This window comes from Nocardia jinanensis, from assembly GCF_014645735.1.
Taxonomy (GTDB): Bacteria; Actinomycetota; Actinomycetes; order Mycobacteriales; family Mycobacteriaceae; genus Nocardia; species Nocardia jinanensis.
Genome location: NZ_BMMH01000003.1, coordinates 108,871 through 128,837, shown reverse-complemented (window position 1 = coordinate 128,837; position 19,967 = coordinate 108,871). Strand labels below are relative to the sequence as shown.

The 19,967-nt window shown below is 68.6% G+C and carries 17 protein-coding genes; 9 read left to right on the top strand and 8 right to left on the bottom strand.

Translation table 11 applies throughout. The annotated features are described in order from the left end of the window. The first annotated feature begins 232 nt into the window (after nucleotides 1-232). Together IEY68_RS09300 and IEY68_RS09295 are read left to right on the top strand one after the other, a co-directional pair. The gene (locus IEY68_RS09300; RefSeq protein WP_062998379.1) at nucleotides 233-2,026 is read left to right on the top strand and encodes a DEDD exonuclease domain-containing protein; all 1,794 of its coding nucleotides are present in this window, start codon (nucleotides 233-235) and stop codon (nucleotides 2,024-2,026) included. Nucleotides 2,027-2,095: 69 nt separating this feature from the next. Beyond that, nucleotides 2,096-2,371, top strand: coding sequence for an Lrp/AsnC family transcriptional regulator (locus IEY68_RS09295; RefSeq protein ID WP_062998377.1), 276 nt, complete (start codon nucleotides 2,096-2,098; stop codon nucleotides 2,369-2,371). A 12-nt stretch (nucleotides 2,372-2,383) separates the two neighbouring features. Here IEY68_RS09295 and trpD read toward each other — a convergent pair whose 3' ends face one another. Next, on the bottom strand, nucleotides 2,384-3,442 hold the full coding sequence (gene trpD / locus IEY68_RS09290) for an anthranilate phosphoribosyltransferase (RefSeq protein WP_062998375.1): 1,059 nt from the start codon (nucleotides 3,440-3,442) through the stop codon (nucleotides 2,384-2,386). Nucleotides 3,443-3,668: 226 nt separating this feature from the next. Here trpD and ctaE point away from each other — a divergent pair, with 226 nt between their 5' ends. From ctaE to qcrB, 4 genes are all read left to right on the top strand, one after another. Next, entirely contained in the window at nucleotides 3,669-4,277 is a 609-nt protein-coding gene (gene ctaE / locus IEY68_RS09285) for an aa3-type cytochrome oxidase subunit III (protein WP_189094182.1), read from the top strand. A gap of 118 nt (nucleotides 4,278-4,395) precedes the next feature. Continuing rightward, entirely contained in the window at nucleotides 4,396-5,259 is an 864-nt protein-coding gene (qcrC, locus tag IEY68_RS09280; protein ID WP_189094181.1) for a cytochrome bc1 complex diheme cytochrome c subunit, read from the top strand. 2 nt (nucleotides 5,260-5,261) lie between these two features. Beyond that, entirely contained in the window at nucleotides 5,262-6,434 is a 1,173-nt protein-coding gene (gene qcrA, locus IEY68_RS09275) for a cytochrome bc1 complex Rieske iron-sulfur subunit (protein WP_444543816.1), read from the top strand. Then, entirely contained in the window at nucleotides 6,431-8,080 is a 1,650-nt protein-coding gene (qcrB, locus tag IEY68_RS09270; protein ID WP_062998370.1) for a cytochrome bc1 complex cytochrome b subunit, read from the top strand. The genes qcrA and qcrB overlap by 4 nt, the downstream gene beginning before the upstream one ends. Before the next feature lie 96 nt (nucleotides 8,081-8,176). Here the strand turns inward: qcrB and IEY68_RS09265 are convergent, their stop codons facing one another. After that, complete coding sequence (locus IEY68_RS09265; RefSeq protein WP_062998368.1) at nucleotides 8,177-8,671, bottom strand: polyadenylate-specific 3'-exoribonuclease AS; 495 nt, start codon at nucleotides 8,669-8,671, stop codon at nucleotides 8,177-8,179. A gap of 158 nt (nucleotides 8,672-8,829) precedes the next feature. Between IEY68_RS09265 and IEY68_RS09260 the strand changes: the two genes are divergently transcribed. Beyond that, on the top strand, nucleotides 8,830-10,215 hold the full coding sequence (locus tag IEY68_RS09260; RefSeq protein WP_062998366.1) for a class II 3-deoxy-7-phosphoheptulonate synthase: 1,386 nt from the start codon (nucleotides 8,830-8,832) through the stop codon (nucleotides 10,213-10,215). Between the two features lie 168 nt (nucleotides 10,216-10,383). Here the strand turns inward: IEY68_RS09260 and pknB are convergent, their stop codons facing one another. After that, nucleotides 10,384-12,318, bottom strand: coding sequence for a Stk1 family PASTA domain-containing Ser/Thr kinase (pknB, locus tag IEY68_RS09255; protein WP_062998364.1), 1,935 nt, complete (start codon nucleotides 12,316-12,318; stop codon nucleotides 10,384-10,386). A gap of 125 nt (nucleotides 12,319-12,443) precedes the next feature. On the opposite strand from pknB, the gene IEY68_RS09250 reads away from it, so the two are divergent. Continuing rightward, nucleotides 12,444-12,812, top strand: a complete 369-nt coding sequence (locus IEY68_RS09250) for an Rv2175c family DNA-binding protein (protein WP_062998362.1) — start codon at nucleotides 12,444-12,446, stop codon at nucleotides 12,810-12,812. Between the two features lie 10 nt (nucleotides 12,813-12,822). On the opposite strand, the gene IEY68_RS09245 is transcribed toward IEY68_RS09250, so the two are convergent. From IEY68_RS09245 to IEY68_RS09230, 4 genes are all read right to left on the bottom strand, one after another. Then, a complete protein-coding gene (locus tag IEY68_RS09245; protein ID WP_062998396.1) occupies nucleotides 12,823-13,797 on the bottom strand; it encodes a phytoene/squalene synthase family protein in 975 nt (324 codons plus the stop codon). 14 nt (nucleotides 13,798-13,811) lie between these two features. Further along, the gene (locus IEY68_RS09240) at nucleotides 13,812-15,485 is read right to left on the bottom strand and encodes an alpha-(1->6)-mannopyranosyltransferase A (RefSeq protein ID WP_189094208.1); all 1,674 of its coding nucleotides are present in this window, start codon (nucleotides 15,483-15,485) and stop codon (nucleotides 13,812-13,814) included. Nucleotides 15,486-15,559: 74 nt separating this feature from the next. After that, the gene (gene crtI / locus IEY68_RS09235; protein WP_062998392.1) at nucleotides 15,560-17,146 is read right to left on the bottom strand and encodes a phytoene desaturase family protein; all 1,587 of its coding nucleotides are present in this window, start codon (nucleotides 17,144-17,146) and stop codon (nucleotides 15,560-15,562) included. A gap of 71 nt (nucleotides 17,147-17,217) precedes the next feature. Continuing rightward, entirely contained in the window at nucleotides 17,218-18,342 is a 1,125-nt protein-coding gene (locus tag IEY68_RS09230; protein WP_062998360.1) for a polyprenyl synthetase family protein, read from the bottom strand. A 205-nt stretch (nucleotides 18,343-18,547) separates the two neighbouring features. Between IEY68_RS09230 and IEY68_RS09225 the strand changes: the two genes are divergently transcribed. After that, nucleotides 18,548-19,585: a methylenetetrahydrofolate reductase gene (locus IEY68_RS09225; RefSeq protein WP_062998358.1), complete on the top strand. Its 1,038-nt coding sequence runs from the start codon at nucleotides 18,548-18,550 to the stop codon at nucleotides 19,583-19,585. On the opposite strand, the gene IEY68_RS09220 is transcribed toward IEY68_RS09225, so the two are convergent. Beyond that, nucleotides 19,567-19,926, bottom strand: coding sequence for a hypothetical protein (locus tag IEY68_RS09220; RefSeq protein WP_062998356.1), 360 nt, complete (start codon nucleotides 19,924-19,926; stop codon nucleotides 19,567-19,569). The genes IEY68_RS09225 and IEY68_RS09220 overlap by 19 nt on opposite strands. Nucleotides 19,927-19,967: the final 41 nt, after the last annotated feature.

Here is a 19,967-nt window from a genome sequence, read left to right as displayed (position 1 = left end):
GGACGTCTCTGTGGGTTTGCCCCGGCGGGTCGATCGCGTTTTGAGTCGGCCGACCATTTCGTGCGGAATATGGCAATTGAATAGCTAATGGACATTGAGTGTGAACTGGGGCACATTTCGGTAGTGAGGGGTGCGCGGATGGGGAATACGGACGGATTCGGCACTCGAACCAAGATCACGGACAACGGTCCGGTATCGGGAATCTGTCGGACCCGCCCACTACTCTGCCGCCGTGCCCGAACCCGTTCCGTTGCCCGCTCGGCAACTGGCGTTCGACCAACTCGACACTCCGCTCTACGACACGACCTTCGTGGTCGTAGATCTGGAGACCACCGGTACCAGTCCGGCGGAGGACGCGATCACCGAAATCGGCGCGGTGAAGGTGCGCGGTGGTGAAGTACTCGGCGAATTCGCGACGCTCGTCGACCCGGGCCGGTCCATTCCGCCTGCGGTCGTGCAGATCACCGGTATCACCACCGCGATGGTGCGGGCGGCACCGACCATCGAGGCCGTGCTGCCCGGATTCCTGGAGTTCGCCGCCGGTGCGGTGCTGGTCGCGCACAACGCCCGATTCGATATCGGATTCCTGAAAGCCGCCGCGGTGCGCTGCGATACACCGTGGCCGCGCGCCCAGGTGGTGTGTACGGTGCGGCTCGCGCGGCGGGTGCTCGGCCGGGACGAAGCGCCGTCGGTCCGGCTCGGGGTGCTGGCCCAATTGCTCGGCGCGAACACCACCCCCACCCATCGCGCTCTCGACGACGCCCGCGCCACCGTGGATGTGCTGCACGCGCTGATCGGCCGGGTGGGAAACCAGGGGGTACACAGCCTCACCGAACTGATCGACTATCTGCCCGAGGTCACCACCGGACAGCGGGCCAAGCGTGCGCTGGCCGTCGATCTGCCCGCCGCGCCCGGTGTCTATCTCTTCCGCGGACCGTCGGACGAAGTCCTCTATATAGGGACGGCGGTGAACCTGCGCCGCCGCGTTCGCAGCTACTTCACCGGATCGGAGACCCGGGGACGCATCCGGGAAATGGTAAGCCTCGCCACCCGGGTCGACCATGTGGTGTGCGCGCACGGGCTCGAGGCGGGTGTCCGGGAGCTGCGGCTGCTGACCGCACACGCCCCGCCCTACAACCGGCGGTCCAAATTCCCGAAGCGGGCCTGGTGGATCGCGCTCACCGCCGAAGCCTTCCCGAGGCTGACCCTCGTCCGTGAGCCCGGCGGCCCGGCCGTGGGGCCGTTCCACTCCCGGGCCGCGGCCGCCGATATCGCCGCCACCCTGGCCGAGTACTGCGGACTGCGTACCTGCACCACCCGGCTGTCCGGGAACGCCCTGCACTCCTGCCCGCCGGAAGCCGTCGGTGGTTGCCGGGCCGCTACCGATACCCCGCTGGGGCCGGCCGCCTACGCGGCCGCCCCGGCGGCCGCACGCGCCCTGTTCGCCGGCACCGACGACACCGCGCTCCGCGCGCTACTGGCCAGGATCGAGCACTACGCGGCCGGTGAACAGTACGAATCCGCGGCGCGTTTACGCGACCGGGCCGCCGCCGTTATCCGCGCGCTGCGCCGCACCCAGCGGCTGGCCGCCGTCGCCCGCCCGGCCGAACTGATCACCGCGCACCCCGACGGCGCCGGCGGCTGGGAATTCGCCGTGATCCGCTACGGCCGGCTCGCCGGGGCGGGTACCGCCGGACGCGGGGTCGCGCCCATGCCGGTGGTCGAGCGGATCGTCGCCGCCGCGCAGACCGTGCGGCCCACCGGGCCCGAGGCGGGTACGCCGACCGGTGAATTGTTTCCGGCCGGAGCGGATCCTCGGTTACCGCCGCTACTCGGCGCCTCCCCGGACGAGGTCGCGGTGATCGCCCGCTGGCTCGAACGTCCCGGGGTGCGGATCGTGCGCACCACCGACGGCTACGCCGAACCCGCGCGCGGCGCGGGTCGCTGGATCGGCTGGGCCGAGGCGGCCGATTCCGCCGCGGGGGCGGCCCGCGCCGCCGAGTCCTACGACGAACAGCGCGGCTGAACAGCCGGCCGCCCGGCCGGACCGCGTGGGCCCACGATGCCGCGGCGCGCGGATGCCTAGGCTGTCACCATGATTACCGCCATCGTTCTGATCCAGGCCGACAACGGGCGCATTCCGGAGACCGCGCAGGCGGTGGCCGATACCGAGGGCGTCACCGAGGTGTATTCGTGCGCCGGGGACGTCGACCTGATCGCGCTGGTGCGCGTCCGTGATCACGCGGAGGTCGCCGAGGTCGTCACGGCGCGGATCGACAAGGTCGCGGGTGTGCAGCGCACAGTCACGCATATCGCGTTCAAATCGTATTCCAGTGCCGACGTCGAGGCCGGGTTCTCGATCGGCGAGTGAACCCGGGCCGGGTCAGTCGTCGCCGAGCGTCCGGGTGAGCGCGGCCCAGCGGTCCAGCAGGGCGGCGGCGGCACCGCTGTCGACGGCCGCGGCCGCACGTTCGATCCCGGCCACCAGATGATCGTCCAGCTCGGCCGTGCCGTCCGCGCCGCGGGACAGGTCGTAGGCGGTGATGGCGGCGGCGGAGTTCACCAGCACGGCGTCGCGCACCGCCCCGGGGTTACCCGCGAAGACGTCCCGGGCCACCTGAGCGTTCACCCGGGCGTCGCCACCGCGCAGCTCGTCCAGGTCCACCCGGGGGATGCCGAGCCGGGCCGGGTCGATCACCGCTTCGCGGATCACGCCGTCGGCCACCACATAGACATCGGTGACATCGGAGGTGGTGATCTCGTCCAGTCCGTCGCGACCGCGCACCACCAGTGCTCCGGCACCCCGATCGGCGAACACCCCGGCGATGGTTTCCAGCAGATCCTCGAACGCGCACCCCACCAGCCCCGCGCGGGGCTGGGCGGGGTTGGTGAGCGGACCCAGTACGTTGAAAACCGTCGGGATCCCGATCTCCTTACGGGCCGGCCCCGCGAAACGCAGACCGGAATGGAACAGCGAGGCGAAACAGAACCCGATGCCCACCTCACGCACGCAGCGCGCGACGGACTCGGGTCCGAGGGCGAGTTTCACACCCAGCGCCTCGAGTACGTCCGCACCACCGCTCTTGGAGGAAGCGGCCCGGTTACCGTGCTTGACGACCGGCACCCCGGCGGCCGCGACCACGATCGAGGACATGGTGGAAATGTTCACCGATCCCGACCGGTCGCCGCCGGTACCGACGATATCCACCGCGTCGCCGTCGATCTTCACCAGCCGCGCGTGCCCGAGCATGCCGCGGGCCATACCCGCCAGCTCGGTCGGAGTAGGGCCCTTGATCTTCATCGCGACCCCGAACGCGGCGATCTGCGCCGAGGTGGAGTTGTCGGTGAAGATCTCGTCGATCACCCAGGTCGTATCGTCCGCGGTGAGGTCCTGTCCGTCGGCGAGCGCCCCGAGCACCAAGGGCCAGCTGCGCACGCTCATCTCAATCTCCTCGTCGCACCGAAATCTGTGACCGAACGGTTGTACACACCCTAAACCGCATGCTGCCCCGTGCACCGCACCACGTCATCCGCGCTGTTCGCGGGGAAGGCCCGCCCGACACGCCGGACTGCTGCGAGAGACTTACGGAGCCGGTCGATCACGACACGGGTGATCAAGTTGGGAACCCGACTTCGACTGTCGTACTACGAAGAGTCATACTTACCCCGTGACGACCGCAGTAGGTACCTCAGGATCGGCCATAACCCAGCGTGTGCACTCGCTGAACCGGCCCAACATGGTCAGCGTCGGTACCATCATCTGGCTGTCCAGCGAGCTGATGTTCTTCGCCGGCCTCTTCGCGATGTACTTCGTCGCGCGAAGTCAGGCGCCCGAGTGGCCGATGCCGCCGACCGAGTTGAACATGACGCTGGCCATCCCGGTCACCGCTGTGCTGATCGCCTCGTCGTTCACCTGCCAGATGGGTGTGTTCGCGGCCGAACGCGGTGACGTGTTCGGGCTGCGCCGCTGGTACGTCGTCACCTTCCTCATGGGCGCGTTCTTCGTGTGCGGGCAGGCCTACGAGTACTACCACCTGGTGGCGGAGGGGACCTCGATCTCCGGCAGCTCCTACGGGTCGGTGTTCTACATCACCACCGGGTTCCACGGTCTGCACGTCATCGGCGGTCTGATCGCCTTCCTGTTCCTGCTCGCGCGGACCGCGATGAGCAAGTTCACGCCCGCCCAGGCGACCGCCGCGATCGTCGTCTCCTACTACTGGCACTTCGTCGACATCGTGTGGGTCGGGCTCTTCGCCACGATCTACTTCGTCCGGTGACGCCGGTCGGCGCCCGAGCGTCAGCGCCGGAGGAGGTAGCGCGGCGTGACCACGCAGGCGTAGCGCGGGCGCACAAGTCAACAGCCCACCAGGTTCCGTCTACTCCAAAGGGACACAGATGAGTTCATCGCCCCCGACAGCGCCAGCGCCCGCCAGCGGTGGGCACGGCGAGGCCAGCAAGAAGCGCAGGCAGCGTCGCGTCCGCCGACGGATAGCGGGCGGCCTCGCGCTCATGGTGGGTCTCGTCGGAGCCGGTTTCCTCGCCTCGGCGCTCACTCCCGAGCCCCAGGTCGCCACGGCGAACGAGGACTCGGTGGCGCTGATCCGCGAGGGTCAGCAGCTCTACGAGACCTCCTGCGTCACCTGTCACGGCGCGAACCTGCAGGGTGTCACCGACCGTGGTCCGAGCCTGATCGGCGTCGGTGAGGCGGCCGTGTACTTCCAGGTGTCCACCGGGCGTATGCCGATGACCCGTAACGAAGCGCAGGCCGAGCGCAAACCCGTGAAATTCGACGCGCACCAGACCGACGCCCTCGGCGCTTATGTCGCCGCCAACGGTGGTGGCCCGACGGTGCCGCGGGACGCGAACGGCGAGATCGCGCAGGAATCGCTGCGTGGCGCCGATATCGGCCGTGGCAGTGAGCTGTTCCGCATGAACTGCGCGTCCTGCCACAACTTCACCGGTCGCGGCGGCGCGTTGTCCTCGGGCAAATTCGCCCCGCCGTTGGAGCCGGCCTCCGAGGCGCAGATCTGGACCGCCATGGTCACCGGCCCCCAGAACATGCCGAAATTCTCCGACCGGCAGCTCTCGGCGGAGGAGAAGCGCGACATCATCGCCTACGTCAAGGACTCGGCCGAGGCGAAACCGCCGGGCGGCTGGGGTCTGGGCGGTTTCGGTCCCGCGACCGAAGGTCTCGCCATATGGACGATCGGCATCGTGGCCGTGGTGGGTGCGGCGATCTGGATCGGTTCGAGGACCTAGTCATGAGCGAACAGGAGCAAAACGAGATGGGTGGCCTGGACAAGGATTCCGCGGCCGTGACCCCGGCTGAACCGACCGAGGCCGAACTGGACGCGATGTCGCGGGAAGAGCTGGTCGCGCTCGGTACCGCCCGCGACGGTGTGGAAGTGGTCTACCGGCGGGAACGCTGGCCGGTGCCGGGCACCCGGGCGGAGAAACGCGCGGAACGACAGGTCGCGCTGTGGTTCGCGATCTCCGGGCTGGCCGCGGCCGCCCTGGTGGGTGTGTTTCTGTTCTGGCCCTGGGAGTACAAGGGCGCGGCCGACGACGGCCACGGCCTGTACTCGCTCACCACCCCGCTCTACGGTCTGACCTTCGGTATCTCGATCCTGGCCATCGGTATCGCCGTGGTGCTGATCCGCAAGAAGTTCATTCCGGCGGAACTGTCGGTCCAGGACCGGCACGACGGAAAATCCAGCGAGGTCGACCGGCGGACGCTGGTGGCCGAACTGGGTGACGCCCTGGATACCTCCACCCTGGGCCGCCGCAAGCTCATCACCCGCACCGCGGGCGCGGGCGTCGGTGTCCTCGGTATCGGCGCACTGCTGGTGTTCGTGGGCGGCATGGTGAAGAACCCGTGGGCGCAGCGCGAGAAGTCGCCGCTGTGGGTATCGGGCTGGACCCCGGACTACCCGGGCGAAACCATCTACATCCGTCGCGATACCGGCCGTCCACAGGACATCGTCCTGGTCCGCCCCGAGGACCTCGACGCCGGCGCCATGGAGACCGTCTTCCCCTGGAAGGAATCCTGGCGCGGGGACGAGCACGCGACCTTGCAGTCGCTGCGTGGTATCCGCAACGCTGTCATGTTGATCCGTCTGCGGACCGAGGACGCGAAGAACGCGATCAAACGTAAGGGTCAGGAGAGCTTCAACTTCGGCGACTACTTCGCCTACTCGAAGATCTGCACCCACCTCGGTTGCCCGACCTCGCTGTTCGAACAGCAGACCAACCGCATCCTGTGCCCCTGCCATCAGTCGCAGTTCTCCGCGACCGAATGGGGCAAGCCGATCTTCGGTCCTGCTGCCCGAGCGCTGCCGCAGTTGCCGATCACCGTAAACTCAGAGGGGTACCTGGTCGCCAACGGTGACTTCATCGAACCCCTCGGCCCGGCCTTCTGGGAGCGTCGATCATGAGTGCAGGAGAGGCTGTAGGCCGCAAACTTGCGGCACAAGCCAACGAAGTGGACGAGCGGTATCGCGCCGCCGCCTTCATGAAACGATCGATCAACAAGGTGTTCCCCACCCATTGGTCGTTCCTGTTGGGTGAGATCGCGCTGTACGCGTTCATCATCCTGCTGCTGTCGGGTGTGTACCTGACGCTGTACTTCGACCCGTCGATGGCGCACGTCACCTACGACGGCGCCTACCAGCCGCTGCGCGGTGTGGGTATGTCGCGGGCCTACGAGACCGCCCTGAACATCTCCTTCGAGGTGCGCGGCGGTCTGTTCGTCCGGCAGGTGCACCACTGGGCGGCGCTGCTGTTCGCGGCGTCGATCATCATCCACCTGTTCCGCATCTTCTTCACCGGCGCGTTCCGCAAGCCGCGTGAGGCGAACTGGGTGATCGGCTCGCTGCTGCTGATCCTGGCCATGTTCGAGGGCTTCTTCGGGTACTCGCTGCCCGACGACCTGCTCTCCGGCACCGGTCTGCGGGCCGCGTTCGGTGGTATCACCATGGGCATCCCGGTGATCGGCACCTGGATGCACTGGCTGATGTTCGGCGGTGATTTCCCCGGCGAGATCATCATCCCGCGTCTCTACATCGCGCATGTGCTGCTGTTCCCGGGCATCATGCTGGCGCTCATCGCGGCGCACGTGGCCATCGTCTGGTATCAGAAGCACACCCAATTCCCCGGTCCGGGCCGCTCCGAGAACAATGTGGTCGGTTCGCGGATCGTTCCGGTGTTCGCCGCCGATCAGGGCGCGTTCTTCGCGTTCACGCTCGGCTTCGTGGCGATCATGGGCGGCGTGCTCCAGATCAACCCGATCTGGAACCTGGGCCCGTACAACCCGTCGCAGGTGTCGGCGGGCTCCCAGCCCGACTTCTACATGATGTGGACCGACGGTCTGGCGCGTCTGATGCCGCCGTGGGAGCTGTACCTGGGCCGCTACACCGTGCCCGCGGTGGTCTGGGTCGCGCTGATCATGGGCCTGGTCTTCATGGTGCTGATCGCCTACCCGTGGATCGAGAAGAGACTCACCGGCGATACGGCGCGGCACAACCTGCTGCAGCGTCCGCGTGACGTCCCGGTGCGTACCGCGATCGGTGCGATGGCCATCGCCTTCTATGTGGTCCTCACGCTGTCCTGCGTCAACGACATCCTGGCGCTCAAGTTCGACATCTCGCTGAACGCGACCACCTGGATCGGCCGTATCGGCCTGCTCGTCGCACCACCGCTGGCGTACTTCCTCGCCTACCGGTTCTGCATCGGCCTGCAGCGCAGCGACCGCGCGGTACTCGAGCACGGTATCGAGACCGGTGTGATCAAGCGTCTGCCGCACGGCGAATATATCGAGGTACATCAGCCGCTGGGACCGGTGGACAGCCACGGTCATCCGATCCCGCTGGAGTACCAGGGCGCGGTGGTGCCCAAGAAGATGAACCAGCTGGGTTCGGCGGGGCAGCCGGGCACCGGCAGCTTCCTGCGCGCCGATCCGCGCGCGGAGAGCGAACAGCATTTCGCGGCCGAACTGGAAGAGGAACACCGGCAGCTGGCCGTACTCAAGCGAGTACAGGACGAGGCCGGTTCCAACGGACAGAACGGGCACGGCGGGCACTGACCCGTCCCGCCCGAACAACAGGCCCCCTGGTCCTCGGACCAGGGGGCCTGTTCGTTCACCGGTGCGGGTCCCCGCGTCGCGGCGACACCGGATCGTTCAGTTCGCGCGCCGCCTTGCCGCTTCGATAGCCTCGAACTTGGCGAGATTGTGCCGCGCATCGGCCAGCGCATCGTGCGCGTCGCGCGGCGGGGGCGGCAGATCCGGCCGACCGTGCGCCTCCCAATGCTGCCGCAGTTCGTTGGTGTATCGGGGCAGGGCCGGCGGCAGATCCACCATCGAACCCCACAACTGGCACAGCACCACATGGTCATAGGCGCTGACCCACGCCCACAGCTCCGGTTGCACAGTGGGCCGGGGGACCAGGAATCGATACAGATCGTTCCGGATCTGTTCCCTGGTCCGCCACAGCGGAGAACTCTGCGGGGGCAGCTTCGGCAAGACGTTCTTGCACACCCAAGGCCCCGCGCGGCCCGCGTCGAACTCCGTGGACACGGCGTAGAACTCACGCCCGTCCTCGCAGACGACGCCCATCGACACCAGGTCGATCACACGGCCGTCCTCGATGAACTCCGCATCGTAGAAATATCTCAAAAGGTGGGTCCCCTCGGCGGCGAACAGAACGCGCTGAGTTTATTGGCGCCGCCTTCGGCGCCGCAGGGTCGGGGTTGTGTTCATCGGCCCCGCCCCCGGCGCGCCCCACCCGCGGCGCCGAGGGCGGGGCCGTGAACACAGCAACGTAGGCTGGAGGGGTGAACTGGACCGTCGACGTTCCCATCGACCGTTTGCCCGAGCTTCCGCCGTTGCCCAATGACCTGCGGAAACGGCTCGACGACGCGTTGTCGCGCCCGGCGCTGCAGCAGCCGTCGTGGGACCCCGAGCAGGCGGCGAACATGCGCACGGTGCTGGAGAGCGTGCCACCGATCTGTGTACCCGCGGAGGTCGACGAACTGCGGGAGCGGCTCGCCGAGGTGGCGCGCGGTGAGGCGTTCCTCATGCAGGGCGGTGATTGCGCGGAGACATTCTCCGACAACACCGAACCGCATATTCGCGGCAATATTCGCACCCTGTTGCAGATGGCGGTGGTGCTCACCTACGGTGCGAGCCTGCCGGTGGTCAAGGTCGCGCGGATCGCGGGCCAGTACGCGAAACCCCGTTCCTCCGATACCGACGCCCTCGGTTTGAAATCCTACCGGGGCGATATGATCAATTCCCTGGTCGCCGACGCCTCTGTTCGTGAGCACGACCCCTCCCGCCTGGTCCGCGCCTATGCGAACGCCAGTGCCGCGATGAACCTGGTCCGGGCTATGACCAACGCCGGCATGGCCGATCTGCACAAAGTGCACGACTGGAACCGGGACTTCGTATCGCAGTCTCCGGCCGGTGCGCGCTACGAGGCCCTCGCCGGGGAGATCGACCGGGGTCTGCGTTTCATGAACGCCTGCCGGGTCGTGGATCCCAGCCTGCAATCGGCCCGGATCTACGCCTCCCATGAAGCGCTGGTCCTGGACTACGAGCGTGCCATGCTGCGGCTCGCGCACAACTCGGCCGGTGACCCCGTCCTCTACGACCTGTCCGCGCACTTCCTGTGGATCGGGGAGCGCACGCGTCAGCTGGACGGCGCGCATATCGCTTTCGCCGAACTGCTCGCCAACCCGATCGGCCTCAAGATCGGGCCCACCACCACCCCCGAGCAGGCGGTGGAGTACGTGGAACGGCTCGATCCGAACAACGAACCCGGCCGGCTGACCGTGGTTTCCCGGATGGGTAATACCAAGGTCCGTGAGATCCTCCCGGCGATCGTGCAGAAGGTTCAGTCCACCGGGCATCAGGTCATCTGGCAGTGCGACCCGATGCACGGCAACACCCACGAATCCTCGACCGGTTTCAAGACGCGGCATTTCGACCGCATCGTCGACGAGGTGCAGGGCTTCTTCGAGGTCCACCACGCACTCGGTACCCATCCGGGCGGTCTGCATATCGAACTCACCGGTGAGGATGTCACGGAATGTCTGGGCGGGGCCCAGGACATCTCCGACCTCGACCTGTCCGGCCGGTACGAAACGGCCTGCGATCCGCGACTGAACACCCAGCAGTCGCTGGAGCTGTCGTTCCTGGTCGCGGAGATGCTGCGGTAGGGCTGTGTTTTCGGCGCCGCCCGCGGCGTCGCGGGGGTCGAGGCCCTGAGTCTCGCCGTTCAGCCGTCGAGACTCGCGCCGGCATCTCCGCTTTCTCCGACCGGTCCCGCCGAATCCACCCGGTTCTCCACCCGGCCGTCGGCGGGACGTCTATCCGAAGGTGAACTGTCAGGGGAAAGCCACGATGGTGACCGTTGCTCCCGGCTCGACGTTGGCGTTCGCCGGAGGATTCTGGGAGACCACCGCCGAGGAGTCCAAGGGCGCCAGCTGCCGGACCTGGACCGTCAGGCCCAGCGATTCCAGGGTCCGGCGGGCTTCGGATACCTTTTTGCCCATCACCGAAGGCATGGTGACCGCTTCGCAGACCAGTAGGGTCACCGAGGATCCGGCGTCGACCGTGGTGCCTACGGTGGGATCGCTGCCGACCACACGACCCACTTCGACGAGTTTGTCGTAGACGGGGCGTTCGCCGCCGACCGTGAGTCCGAGATCGGTGAGTTTCTGCCGTGCCTGTTCGGGTGTCGCGGCACGCAGATCCGGCAGTTGGACCGGTTTGGATCCGTTGCTCTTCCAGATCTGCACATGAGCCCCTGCGGGCAGGACGGTGCCGGGGCCGGGATCGATACGGGCCAGGGTTCCTTCGGGGACGGTGCTGGCGACTTCGCCACCGTCCACCGGTTGCAGGCCCTGGTCGCGGATCAATTGCTGGACGTCGTCCCAGGTGTCACCGAGGGAGACGGCGGGCACTCGGGGCTTCCCGCTGGAGACCAGGACATCGATGGTGGATCCCTTGGCCTCGCGGGCGCCCGGGCCCGGATCGGTGCCCACCACGCCGCCGACGGGGACGGTATCGGAGGCCTTGTCCCGGGTGCCGGTATCGAATCCGGCCTCCTGGAGCTCGGCGGTGGCGTTCTCCAGCGTCATACCGGCGACCGAGGGGACCGTGGCGTAGCGGCCCGTGCCGAGCCACCAGCCGCCGATTCCGACGAGCAGTGTCAGCACCACCACCACGGCGGCCCAGATCATGCCGTTGCGCCGGTGGTTGGCCCGGGACTCCTGATAGGCGCTGTACTGGGTGGGTTGCTGCGGTGGGATGTAGGTGGGGGGTGGCGGCTCGTTCCGGGGCCGGGCCGTGGTCACCATTCGCGTGGCGTGCGGACCGGCGCCGGCGGCGGCGGGCTCGGGGGCCGGCAGGGTGACCGGATGGTGGGCACTGGTGTGTTCGGCCGAATCCCGGGGTGCGGGCACTCGGTAGGCGGGTAGATCCAGGCGCGCGGCGATGGCGCGTAGTTCGGCGACCATTTCGCCGGCGTCGGCGAACCGGTGCCCGGGCTCCCGGGCGGTCGCGCGGGCGACCAGCCGATCGAATTCGGGCGGGACCCCGGCGATGAACTCGCTGGGGCTCGGAACGTCGTTCTCCACCCGCTGGTAGGCCACCGACAGCGAGTTGTCGCCGGTGAACGGCACGCGGCCGGTGAGCAGCTCGAAGATCAGGATCCCGAACGCGTACACATCGCTGCGGGCGTCGGCGCTACCGGAGGTCACCTGTTCCGGCGAGAGATAGGCCGCGGTGCCCAGAATGACGCTGGCCGAGGTGGTGTTGGCCGCCGCCACCGCGCGCACCAGTCCGAAATCGGCGATCTTGACGTCACCGGAATCGGAGATGAGCACGTTCTCGGGTTTTACATCGCGGTGTACCAGCCCCGCGGCGTGCGCGACGCCGATCGCGGCCAGTACCGGCTCGGCCACCGCGCGCACCGCGTGCGGCGGCATCGGGCCGCGCTCGCGCAGCAGTTCACGCAGCGTGCCGCCCTGGACCAGCTCCATGACGAGGAACGGGTACTCACCGTCCATACCCTGGTCGTAGACCTCGACCAGGGAGGGGTGTTTGAGTCCGGCGACCGCGCGGGCCTCGAATTCGAAGCGGCTCAGGAACTGGGGGTCACCGGCGAACTTGGGATCCATCACTTTGATGGCGACCTGACGACCCAGGCGGGTGTCCACGCCGCGGAACACCATCGACATCCCACCGCGGGCGATCGGCGCGTCGATCCGGTATCGCCGGTCGAGTACGGCGTCGATCAATTCTGTTCCGGCTGTCACGAACCTCTCCACTTTCCTACCGTGTCCACACGGTGGCCGCCCACGCGGCTGTTGTCGATGTTATCGGCCGGGCTGCCACGGGTGTCTCACGGCGGGGAGGCGGGCAGCGTCTACGGTTGTCTTCCGTGAGTGCCTTTCCCTGCAGTACCGATGTCCTGCCCGCCTCGGTACCCCTGCTCGCGCTGCCCGAAGTCGCGAAACAACTGGGCATCGTGGTGACCCGGGTGCATCAGATGCTGCGTGACAACCAGTTGCTGGCCGTCCGGCGCGACGGTGTGGCCGGGGTCCCGGAGATCTTCTTCGACGATACGGGCGCAGTGCTGAGATGGCTGCCCGGGCTGATCACGGTGATGCGTGACGCGAAGTACACCGACGAGGAGATCCTGGAATGGATCTTCACCGACGACGAGACGCTGCCGGGTAAGCCGGTCGAAGCGTTGCACGGGCCGCTGGCCCGTGAGGTGCTGCGCCGCGCCGCCGCCGACCCGTTCTGAACAGTCCATCTCAGGTCCCCAGTGCCGCGCTCACGGCGAGCCGCAGCCGCCTGCGCTGCGGTACCACGGCGCGCTGCGCGAATACGGCGTAGCCACTGTCCTCTATGCGGTCGAGGATGGCCGCGTAGAGGGTCGCGGCCGTGCGGATGGCGGGGCGCACCCGAGGGCTCAGCAGGTCGATACCGGGCCGCGCGCCCCGGTACAAGTCGCGGTTGACCGCGATCAGATGTGCCAGTGCCCGGCGCAGGCGCCGATCGGTACGTCCGGTGCGCCGGCAATCGGCCAGCAGTGCTTCGTCCACCCCGAATGCGGCGAGGTCGGCGGTCGGGAGATAGATCCGGTCGCGGTCGAGGTCCTCGCCGATATCGCGCAGGAAATTGGTGAGCTGGAAGGCGTTGCCGAGCGCGGCCGCGGCGGGTTCGGCTTCGGCCACCGGGCAGACGGTGCCCAGTACGGGTAGTAGTTGCAGACCGATGGCCGCGGCCGACCCGCGCATGTACTCGTGCAGCGCCGCCATCGTCGGGTAACGGTTGCGGAACAGGGGCGACTCCGGGATGTCCATGCGCATGGAATCCAGGAAGGTCCAGAAGTGGCGCGGCTCGATCGCGAATCGGGTGACGGTATCGGTGAGTGGCGATACGACCCGGTCGAACTCCGGTGGGAGCGCCGCGTGGGGGCTCGGTGCTCGCCGCGCGGACACGGGCCGCACCCAGGCGGCGCGGAGGTGGTGCTCGACGGCGTCCAGCGCGGTGACGGCCTCGTGTGGATCATCGCCGGGGCCCCGCGGGTCGTCGACGATATCGTCCACCGTCCGCGCGAAGGCGTACAGCGCGTGTACCGCGGGGCGGCGGTCCGCGGACAGCAGCCGGGTCGCCAGATAGTACGTACGACCGTGCGACGCGGCGATGTGACGGCAGTACCGGTAGGCATCCGGTAGCGCCGCACGACCCCGCGGATCGGTCGGCGGTGGTACGCCGAACCGCATACCGTGTGGGTCGTTCACAGACCGCTGGTGACCACGGGTGCGGAGACCGCGTGTGGGGCGCGGGGGGTGCCACGCAGTCGTAGCGGGTCGATATTGCGCAGCGAGAGCGCGGCTACCACGGAGGCGAAGGTCGCGGCCGCGACATGCCAGAAGTTGTACAGTCCGATCGACCCGTCGGGCTGGAAGACCAGCATCAGCCAGGTGCAGATCCCGACCAGGGTCATGAGCGTGGTGGTCGACAGTGCGAAGCCCGCGGCCAGGGCCAGCGGCCACGAGTAGTACCAGGGCAGCGCGGCCGGTGACAGGATCACGATGGCGACGAAAGCGATCAGGATGCCCAGGACCGCGTCGCGTTCGGTGAGTTTGAACCGCCACCACGTCCACACCAGCAACACCAGCAGGGCCAGCATGCACAGTATGCGGGTCACTTCGAGGGCGGAATCCAGTCCGAACGGGGTGATCCAGGTGACGACGTGCGCCATGACGGTGGGCAGCGACAACCAGTTGATGATCTTGCGTGACCCCGACAGCGCGGTGAGCCAGCCGATTCCGACACCGGCGATCGCCGAGGCCGCCACGAAAACCGCGGCGAATACCGCGAGACCGAGGCCCGCGATCTTGGCGAACATCTTCCAGTGGTGGGCCAGGAACTCCCGGCTGGTGGTGGCCAGGGCGGCGCGCTGGCCGTCTTCGGCGCGGCGGTCGCGTTCGTGCAGCATCCAGATCCACACCAGGAACGGCAGCGCGACGCCGGCGGTCGCCTTGATCGCGACCCCGATCGCCACCACCACGATCCCTGCCACGTGATGGCGTTCCAGGACCAGTGCGATTCCGGCGCACATCAGGCCGACCATCAGCATCTCGTTGTGCACGCCACCGATCAGGTGGATCAGCACCAGCGGGTTGAGCACCGCCAGCCACAGGGCGACGGCCGGCCTGCCGCCGAGATGTTTGGTCAGGTACGGCACCGCCCACATCATGAGCACCAGGCCGGGCAGCATCACGAAACGCAGCGCGATCGTGCCGCCGACCACGCTGTCCCCGGTCACCGCGGTGATCGCGCGACCCAGCAACAGGAACACCGGACCGTAGGGCGCGGTGGTGGTGGTCCAGACGGTGCTCACGTTGTCGAGGAGGATCCCGGGATTGGCGACCGGGCCCACCTGATACGGGTCGAAACCGTCGCGCAGCAGCGCGCCCTGGGCGAGATAGGAATAGGCGTCGCGGCTGAACATGGGGACCGTGAACATCAGCGGGGCGATCCAGATACCGACGATGGCGCGCAGTTCGTTGAGCCGTACTTCGCCGGTGTGGCCGCCGAATCCGAGGGTTATCCGGCCCAGCCGCACCCAGGCGGCCACCATCATCAGCACCCCGGCCCAGACGCAGATCATCGACAACGCGTAGCCGTGCCCGAACCGCAGCCAGGACAGGTGCACCGTCTCGAGCAGCGGATCGCGTTTGCGTACGCCGCCGGCGCCGAAGCCGCCGAAGGTGATCATCACGGCGCCGGCGAATCCGAGCAGTGCCGCGTGACCTTCCGGGCTGCGCAGGAAGTCGGCGCAGAAACGCAGCCAACCCCGGAAACCGGGCGCGAATCCGGCACGTCCTGCCGTCCGCGCGGTCTGCGGATCCGAGATGCCCGCGCCGGTATCGGCGACGGGAACAGTAGTGGTCGTGGTGTGCATATAGGGGGCTGGCATCCGGTGTCGGTCCCCCCTGGATGGTCGGCGGTCGCAACCGCGGGCGAATAGGTCGGCGCTCAGTTTACGGCTTCCGTCACGGACGGCGGCCGGACGGTCGCGGGGGCGCGCGTCCGGGCACCGCGATTCTCGCCCACAACGCGCTGTGCCGCGAGTTTTCCCGACAGCAGCGCGGTCGGCACACCGACCCCCGGCGTCGTACCGCATCCGGCCAGGACCACGTTCTCCCTGCCGCGCGCGAGATTACGGGTGCGGAAGGGGCCGGTCTGACGGAACAGATGCGCGGCCGAGAACGGAGTTCCGGCGATCATGCCCTGATCCAGCCAGGTCGCGGGCGTGTCGAGCCGGTCCACGCTGAACTGCGCCGAGATCTCGTGATACCCACGCGACTCCAGGACTGCGAGCAGTTCCCGCAGGTATGAGGGGCCGAGCCGATTCCAATCCAGCGGTGCCGAATCCAGGTTGGGGCAGGGAGCGAGCAGCGAGAACGGTTCGTACCGGGTCTCGCCGCGGGTGAGGTAGAGACCGGGGTCGCTGAGCGCGGGGCGGGTCAGCAGTAGCGAGGGATCGCTCATGAGACGGCCGCCGCGTCGCGGTGTGATCTCGGCGAAGGTCCGCGACCAGGCGGCGCCGAAGTCGATGGTGTGATGTGCCTGTACCGGCCAGCTCTCGGCGATCCCGGCCGGTACGGTGCCGTGCGCGACGACCGCCGACGGGGAGGCGCGCAGCCGCCGCGGCGGGCGCGCGCCGAAGCGATCCAGGGATCCCAGATCCGCGGTGAGGATCACCGCATCGCAGGGCAGGTCCCGGCCGTCGGCCAGTAGTACCCGCCGGGCCCGGTTCCGGTCATAGTCGATTCCGGTGACCTCGGTGCCGAGTTCGAGGCGGCCACCGGCCGCGGTGAAGGCGCCCGCCAGGGTTTCGGCGACAGATCGCATTCCGCCGTCGGGGAAGTAGACGCCCAGGCCGGTATCCATATAGGGGATCGCACCGTACACGCCGAGCGCCTGCTCGGGTGCCATCCCCGCGTACAGCGCCTGGAAGGTGAACAGGCGGGTCAGCCGGGGGTCCCGCAGCGTCCGGTCGACCCGGTTGCCCAGCCGGCCGAAGGCACCGAGCCGGACCAGTTCGAGCAGGGCCGCCCGTTTGCCCGGGAAACGCACCATGTCCAGCGGTGAATCGAAGTTCGTCGCCAGGAACTCGTCGTATTCGGCCCGGAACACGCGACCCAGCCAGTCCCGCAGCCGCCGGTACCGGACGGCTTCGTCCGGTCCGCAGGTCTGAGCCACCTCCGCACTCATCCGGTCGGGGTCGGAGAAGACCCGCAGCTCGGATCCGTCCGCGAAGCGAGCATGGTAGGCCGGGTCCAACTGCCGGATCCGCAGCGGCGGCACCGTCTTCGAGGTGTCGGTCCCCACCGCGGCCAGCGCGTCGTCGATGAGTGCGGGCAATGTGAGCACGGTCGCCCCGGAGTCGATCTCGTAGTCGGCGAACCGGTACCGCCCGACCCGGCCGCCGACATGATCGGCGCGCTCCACCAGGGTGACCGCGCAGCCGGCGCCGGTCAGGTACAGCGCGGACGCGAGACCGGACAGCCCGGCGCCGACCACGACCACCTGCTCCGTGGGTCCGGTCACCGCCTTCACGGGCGGCCCGCTCGTAGGTACGGGCCCGCCGCCGCGGCCGGCCGCCGCCCCGTCGGCGTGGTTACCGCCGGTCATGCCGCGCGCCGGGTGGCCGCCAGCGCCATCTCACGCAGCCGTGCTCTGGCCTCGGGTGTGGCGGAACTGGCGTCGATCGCGGTCAGGCCCTGGTCGGTCAGCGCGGCGATCCTGGCCTCCACCGCGTCGACGGCGCCGAGCTCGGTGAGCAACGCGCGCAATTCGCCCACTTGTTCTTCGGAGAGATCGGTGCCGATCTCGCCGCGCAGTTTCCGGGCCGCCGCCGGGTCCGTTTCCGTGGCGCGTTGCAGCGCCTCGGCGACCAGAACGGTGCGCTTACCTTCGCGCAGATCGTCACCGGAAGGTTTACCGGTCACCGCGGGATCGCCGAACACCCCCAGCAGATCGTCGCGGAGCTGGAAGGCGATCCCGATATCGGTCCCATAGGTGCGGTAGGCGGCGATCAGCCCGGGGTCGGCGTCGGCGAGCGCCCCGCCGAGATGCAGCGGGCGTTCCACGGTGTAGGCGGCGGTCTTGTACCGGTTGATCCGCAGCGCCGCGGCCACCGATTCATCGCCACTGGCCTCCCCGTGCACATCGAGCAGCTGGCCACCCAGCACCTCGGTGCGCATCCGGGCCCATACCGGCGCGAACCGGGCCAATGCCGCCGGATCGAGTCCGGCGTCGTGCACCATATCGTCGGCCCACGCCAGCGCCAGATCGCCGAGCAGGATCGCCACCGACTCGCCGTAGTGCGCGGAGTCCCCGGACCATGCCGCGCGGTGATGCCGCTGCTCGAAGTCCACGTGCACGGTCGGGAACCGGCGCCGGGTGCGGGAGCAGTCGATGATGTCGTCGTGGATCAGCGCGCAGGCCTGTACGAGTTCCAGGGCCGCGCAGGCCCGCAGGACCGCCGCCGCGCCGGTGCTCGCCGGATCACCACCGGCGCCCAGCCAGCCCATCCACGCGAAACCCGGCCTGGTGCGTTTGCCGCCGCGCAGCGTGAACGATTCGAGAGCCTCGACGCTCTCGGCGAACACTGGGCCCAATTCGGCGACCGGATCGCGGCGGGTGGTGAAGAAATCGGTCAGGGCCTGTTCCACGGCCGTCGCGAAGGCCGCTGTCCCGGGGACGACCGAGGTGGGACCCGACCGGGTCGGGGTACCGGTTCCGGTGGACAGGGTGACCTCCCAGCTCGTTTCGATTCGCGTGGGAACGGCCGCCGGAGCCGATGGCGCCCGGTGCGGCGGGAGCGACCCACGTTCGCCCGCCGCGGCGGCGGGACCTGATCGCAGAATACGCGCGCGCGAGCCCGGACCGGGAGTGGGTAGCGGCCTGTGCGGGAGAGAGTCGGGGCTGGTGCGGGGCCGCCTCTAGACTGAGCCGGTGACTTTCGACAACGCGCGGGGACTCCCGACCCCTGGCCGGCCGTCTCCCACGTCACCGGACGTCTCCGCGACGCCTTCGGTCGTGCAGAGCCTGGGGCGGCACGCCGACGGCGCTGTGCCCTTCTCCGTGGAGTTCTCCCCGCCCCGCGACGAGGCGGGCGAGCAGCGGCTGTGGCGTGCGGTGCGCGCCTTCGAGCGGATGCACCCGGCGTTCGTCTCGATGACCTACGGCGCCGGTGGGAGCACCCGCGACCGCACGGTGCGCGTCACCGGCGAACTCGCGTTGCAGACCACCCTGCTGCCGGTCGGCCATCTCACGGCGGTCGGGCACAGCGTCGCCGAGCTGCGGTCGATCGTCGGGGCCTACGCCGATTCCGGGATCAGCAATATCCTCGTGCTGCGCGGCGATCCGGCGGGCGATCCGCTGGGCGAATGGCACAAACACCCCGGCGGGGTGGAGTACGCCGAGGAACTGGTGCGGATCGTGCGTGACCTCGGCGATTTCCACGTCGGGGTGGCGTCGTTCCCGCAGGGCCACCACCGCTCGATCGACCTCGACCACGATACGAGGTATCTGGCGGCGAAACTGCGTGCGGGCGCGGAGTATTCGATCACCCAGATGTTCTTCGACGTCGACGACTACCTGCGACTGCGTGATCGGATCGCGGCCCTGGACCCGGTGGAGGGCGCCAAGCCGATCATTCCGGAGCTGATGCCGATCACTTCGCTGCGCACGGTGGAGCGGGCCGAGCAGTTGTGTGGCCGACCGCTACCGGACCGCGTGATCGAGCGGCTGCGCGTGGCCGCCGGATCGGGGCCGGAGGAGGATCGCGCCGCGGTCCGGGCCGCCGGGATCGAGATCGCCACCGGGATGGGTGAGCGGTTGATCGCCGAAGGTGCTCCCTGCCTGCACTTCATCACCCTGAACTTCGCCAAGGCGACCAGCGAGGTGTTGACCAACCTGGGTTACGGCGTCACCGCGTCACCGCTGCGCGCCGGAACGGTGACGGCGGGTTCTCAGTCGGCGGGGGCGTAGACCCGGACCCCGATCCGATCGTCCTGGCGGACCACTTCGAGCGCCCGGTCGTCGTGGCGCAGGATGAGTCCCGGTGCGCCGTCGACCGGATCCAGGATCTCGATACCGGCGATCCGTTCGCCGGCGTGGTCCAGCCGGTCGCCGGGTTTGGCGGCGATGAACACCCGGCCGTCGATGACCCACCAGGTACCGGGCAGGCCCGGCAGTTGCTCCGGCGCTTCGCCGAGCCGGTGCCGGGCGACCGGGTCGCTGGTGCCGTGCGGGCTGCGCAGCCGGACCGAGCACCGCTCATACCATTGCGTCCAGGTGGTATCGACGCTGGTGTGGCCGACAATGGTCATGGTGCAGCCTCCTCGGAACCCGGGCCGTGGCGGCCCTGCCC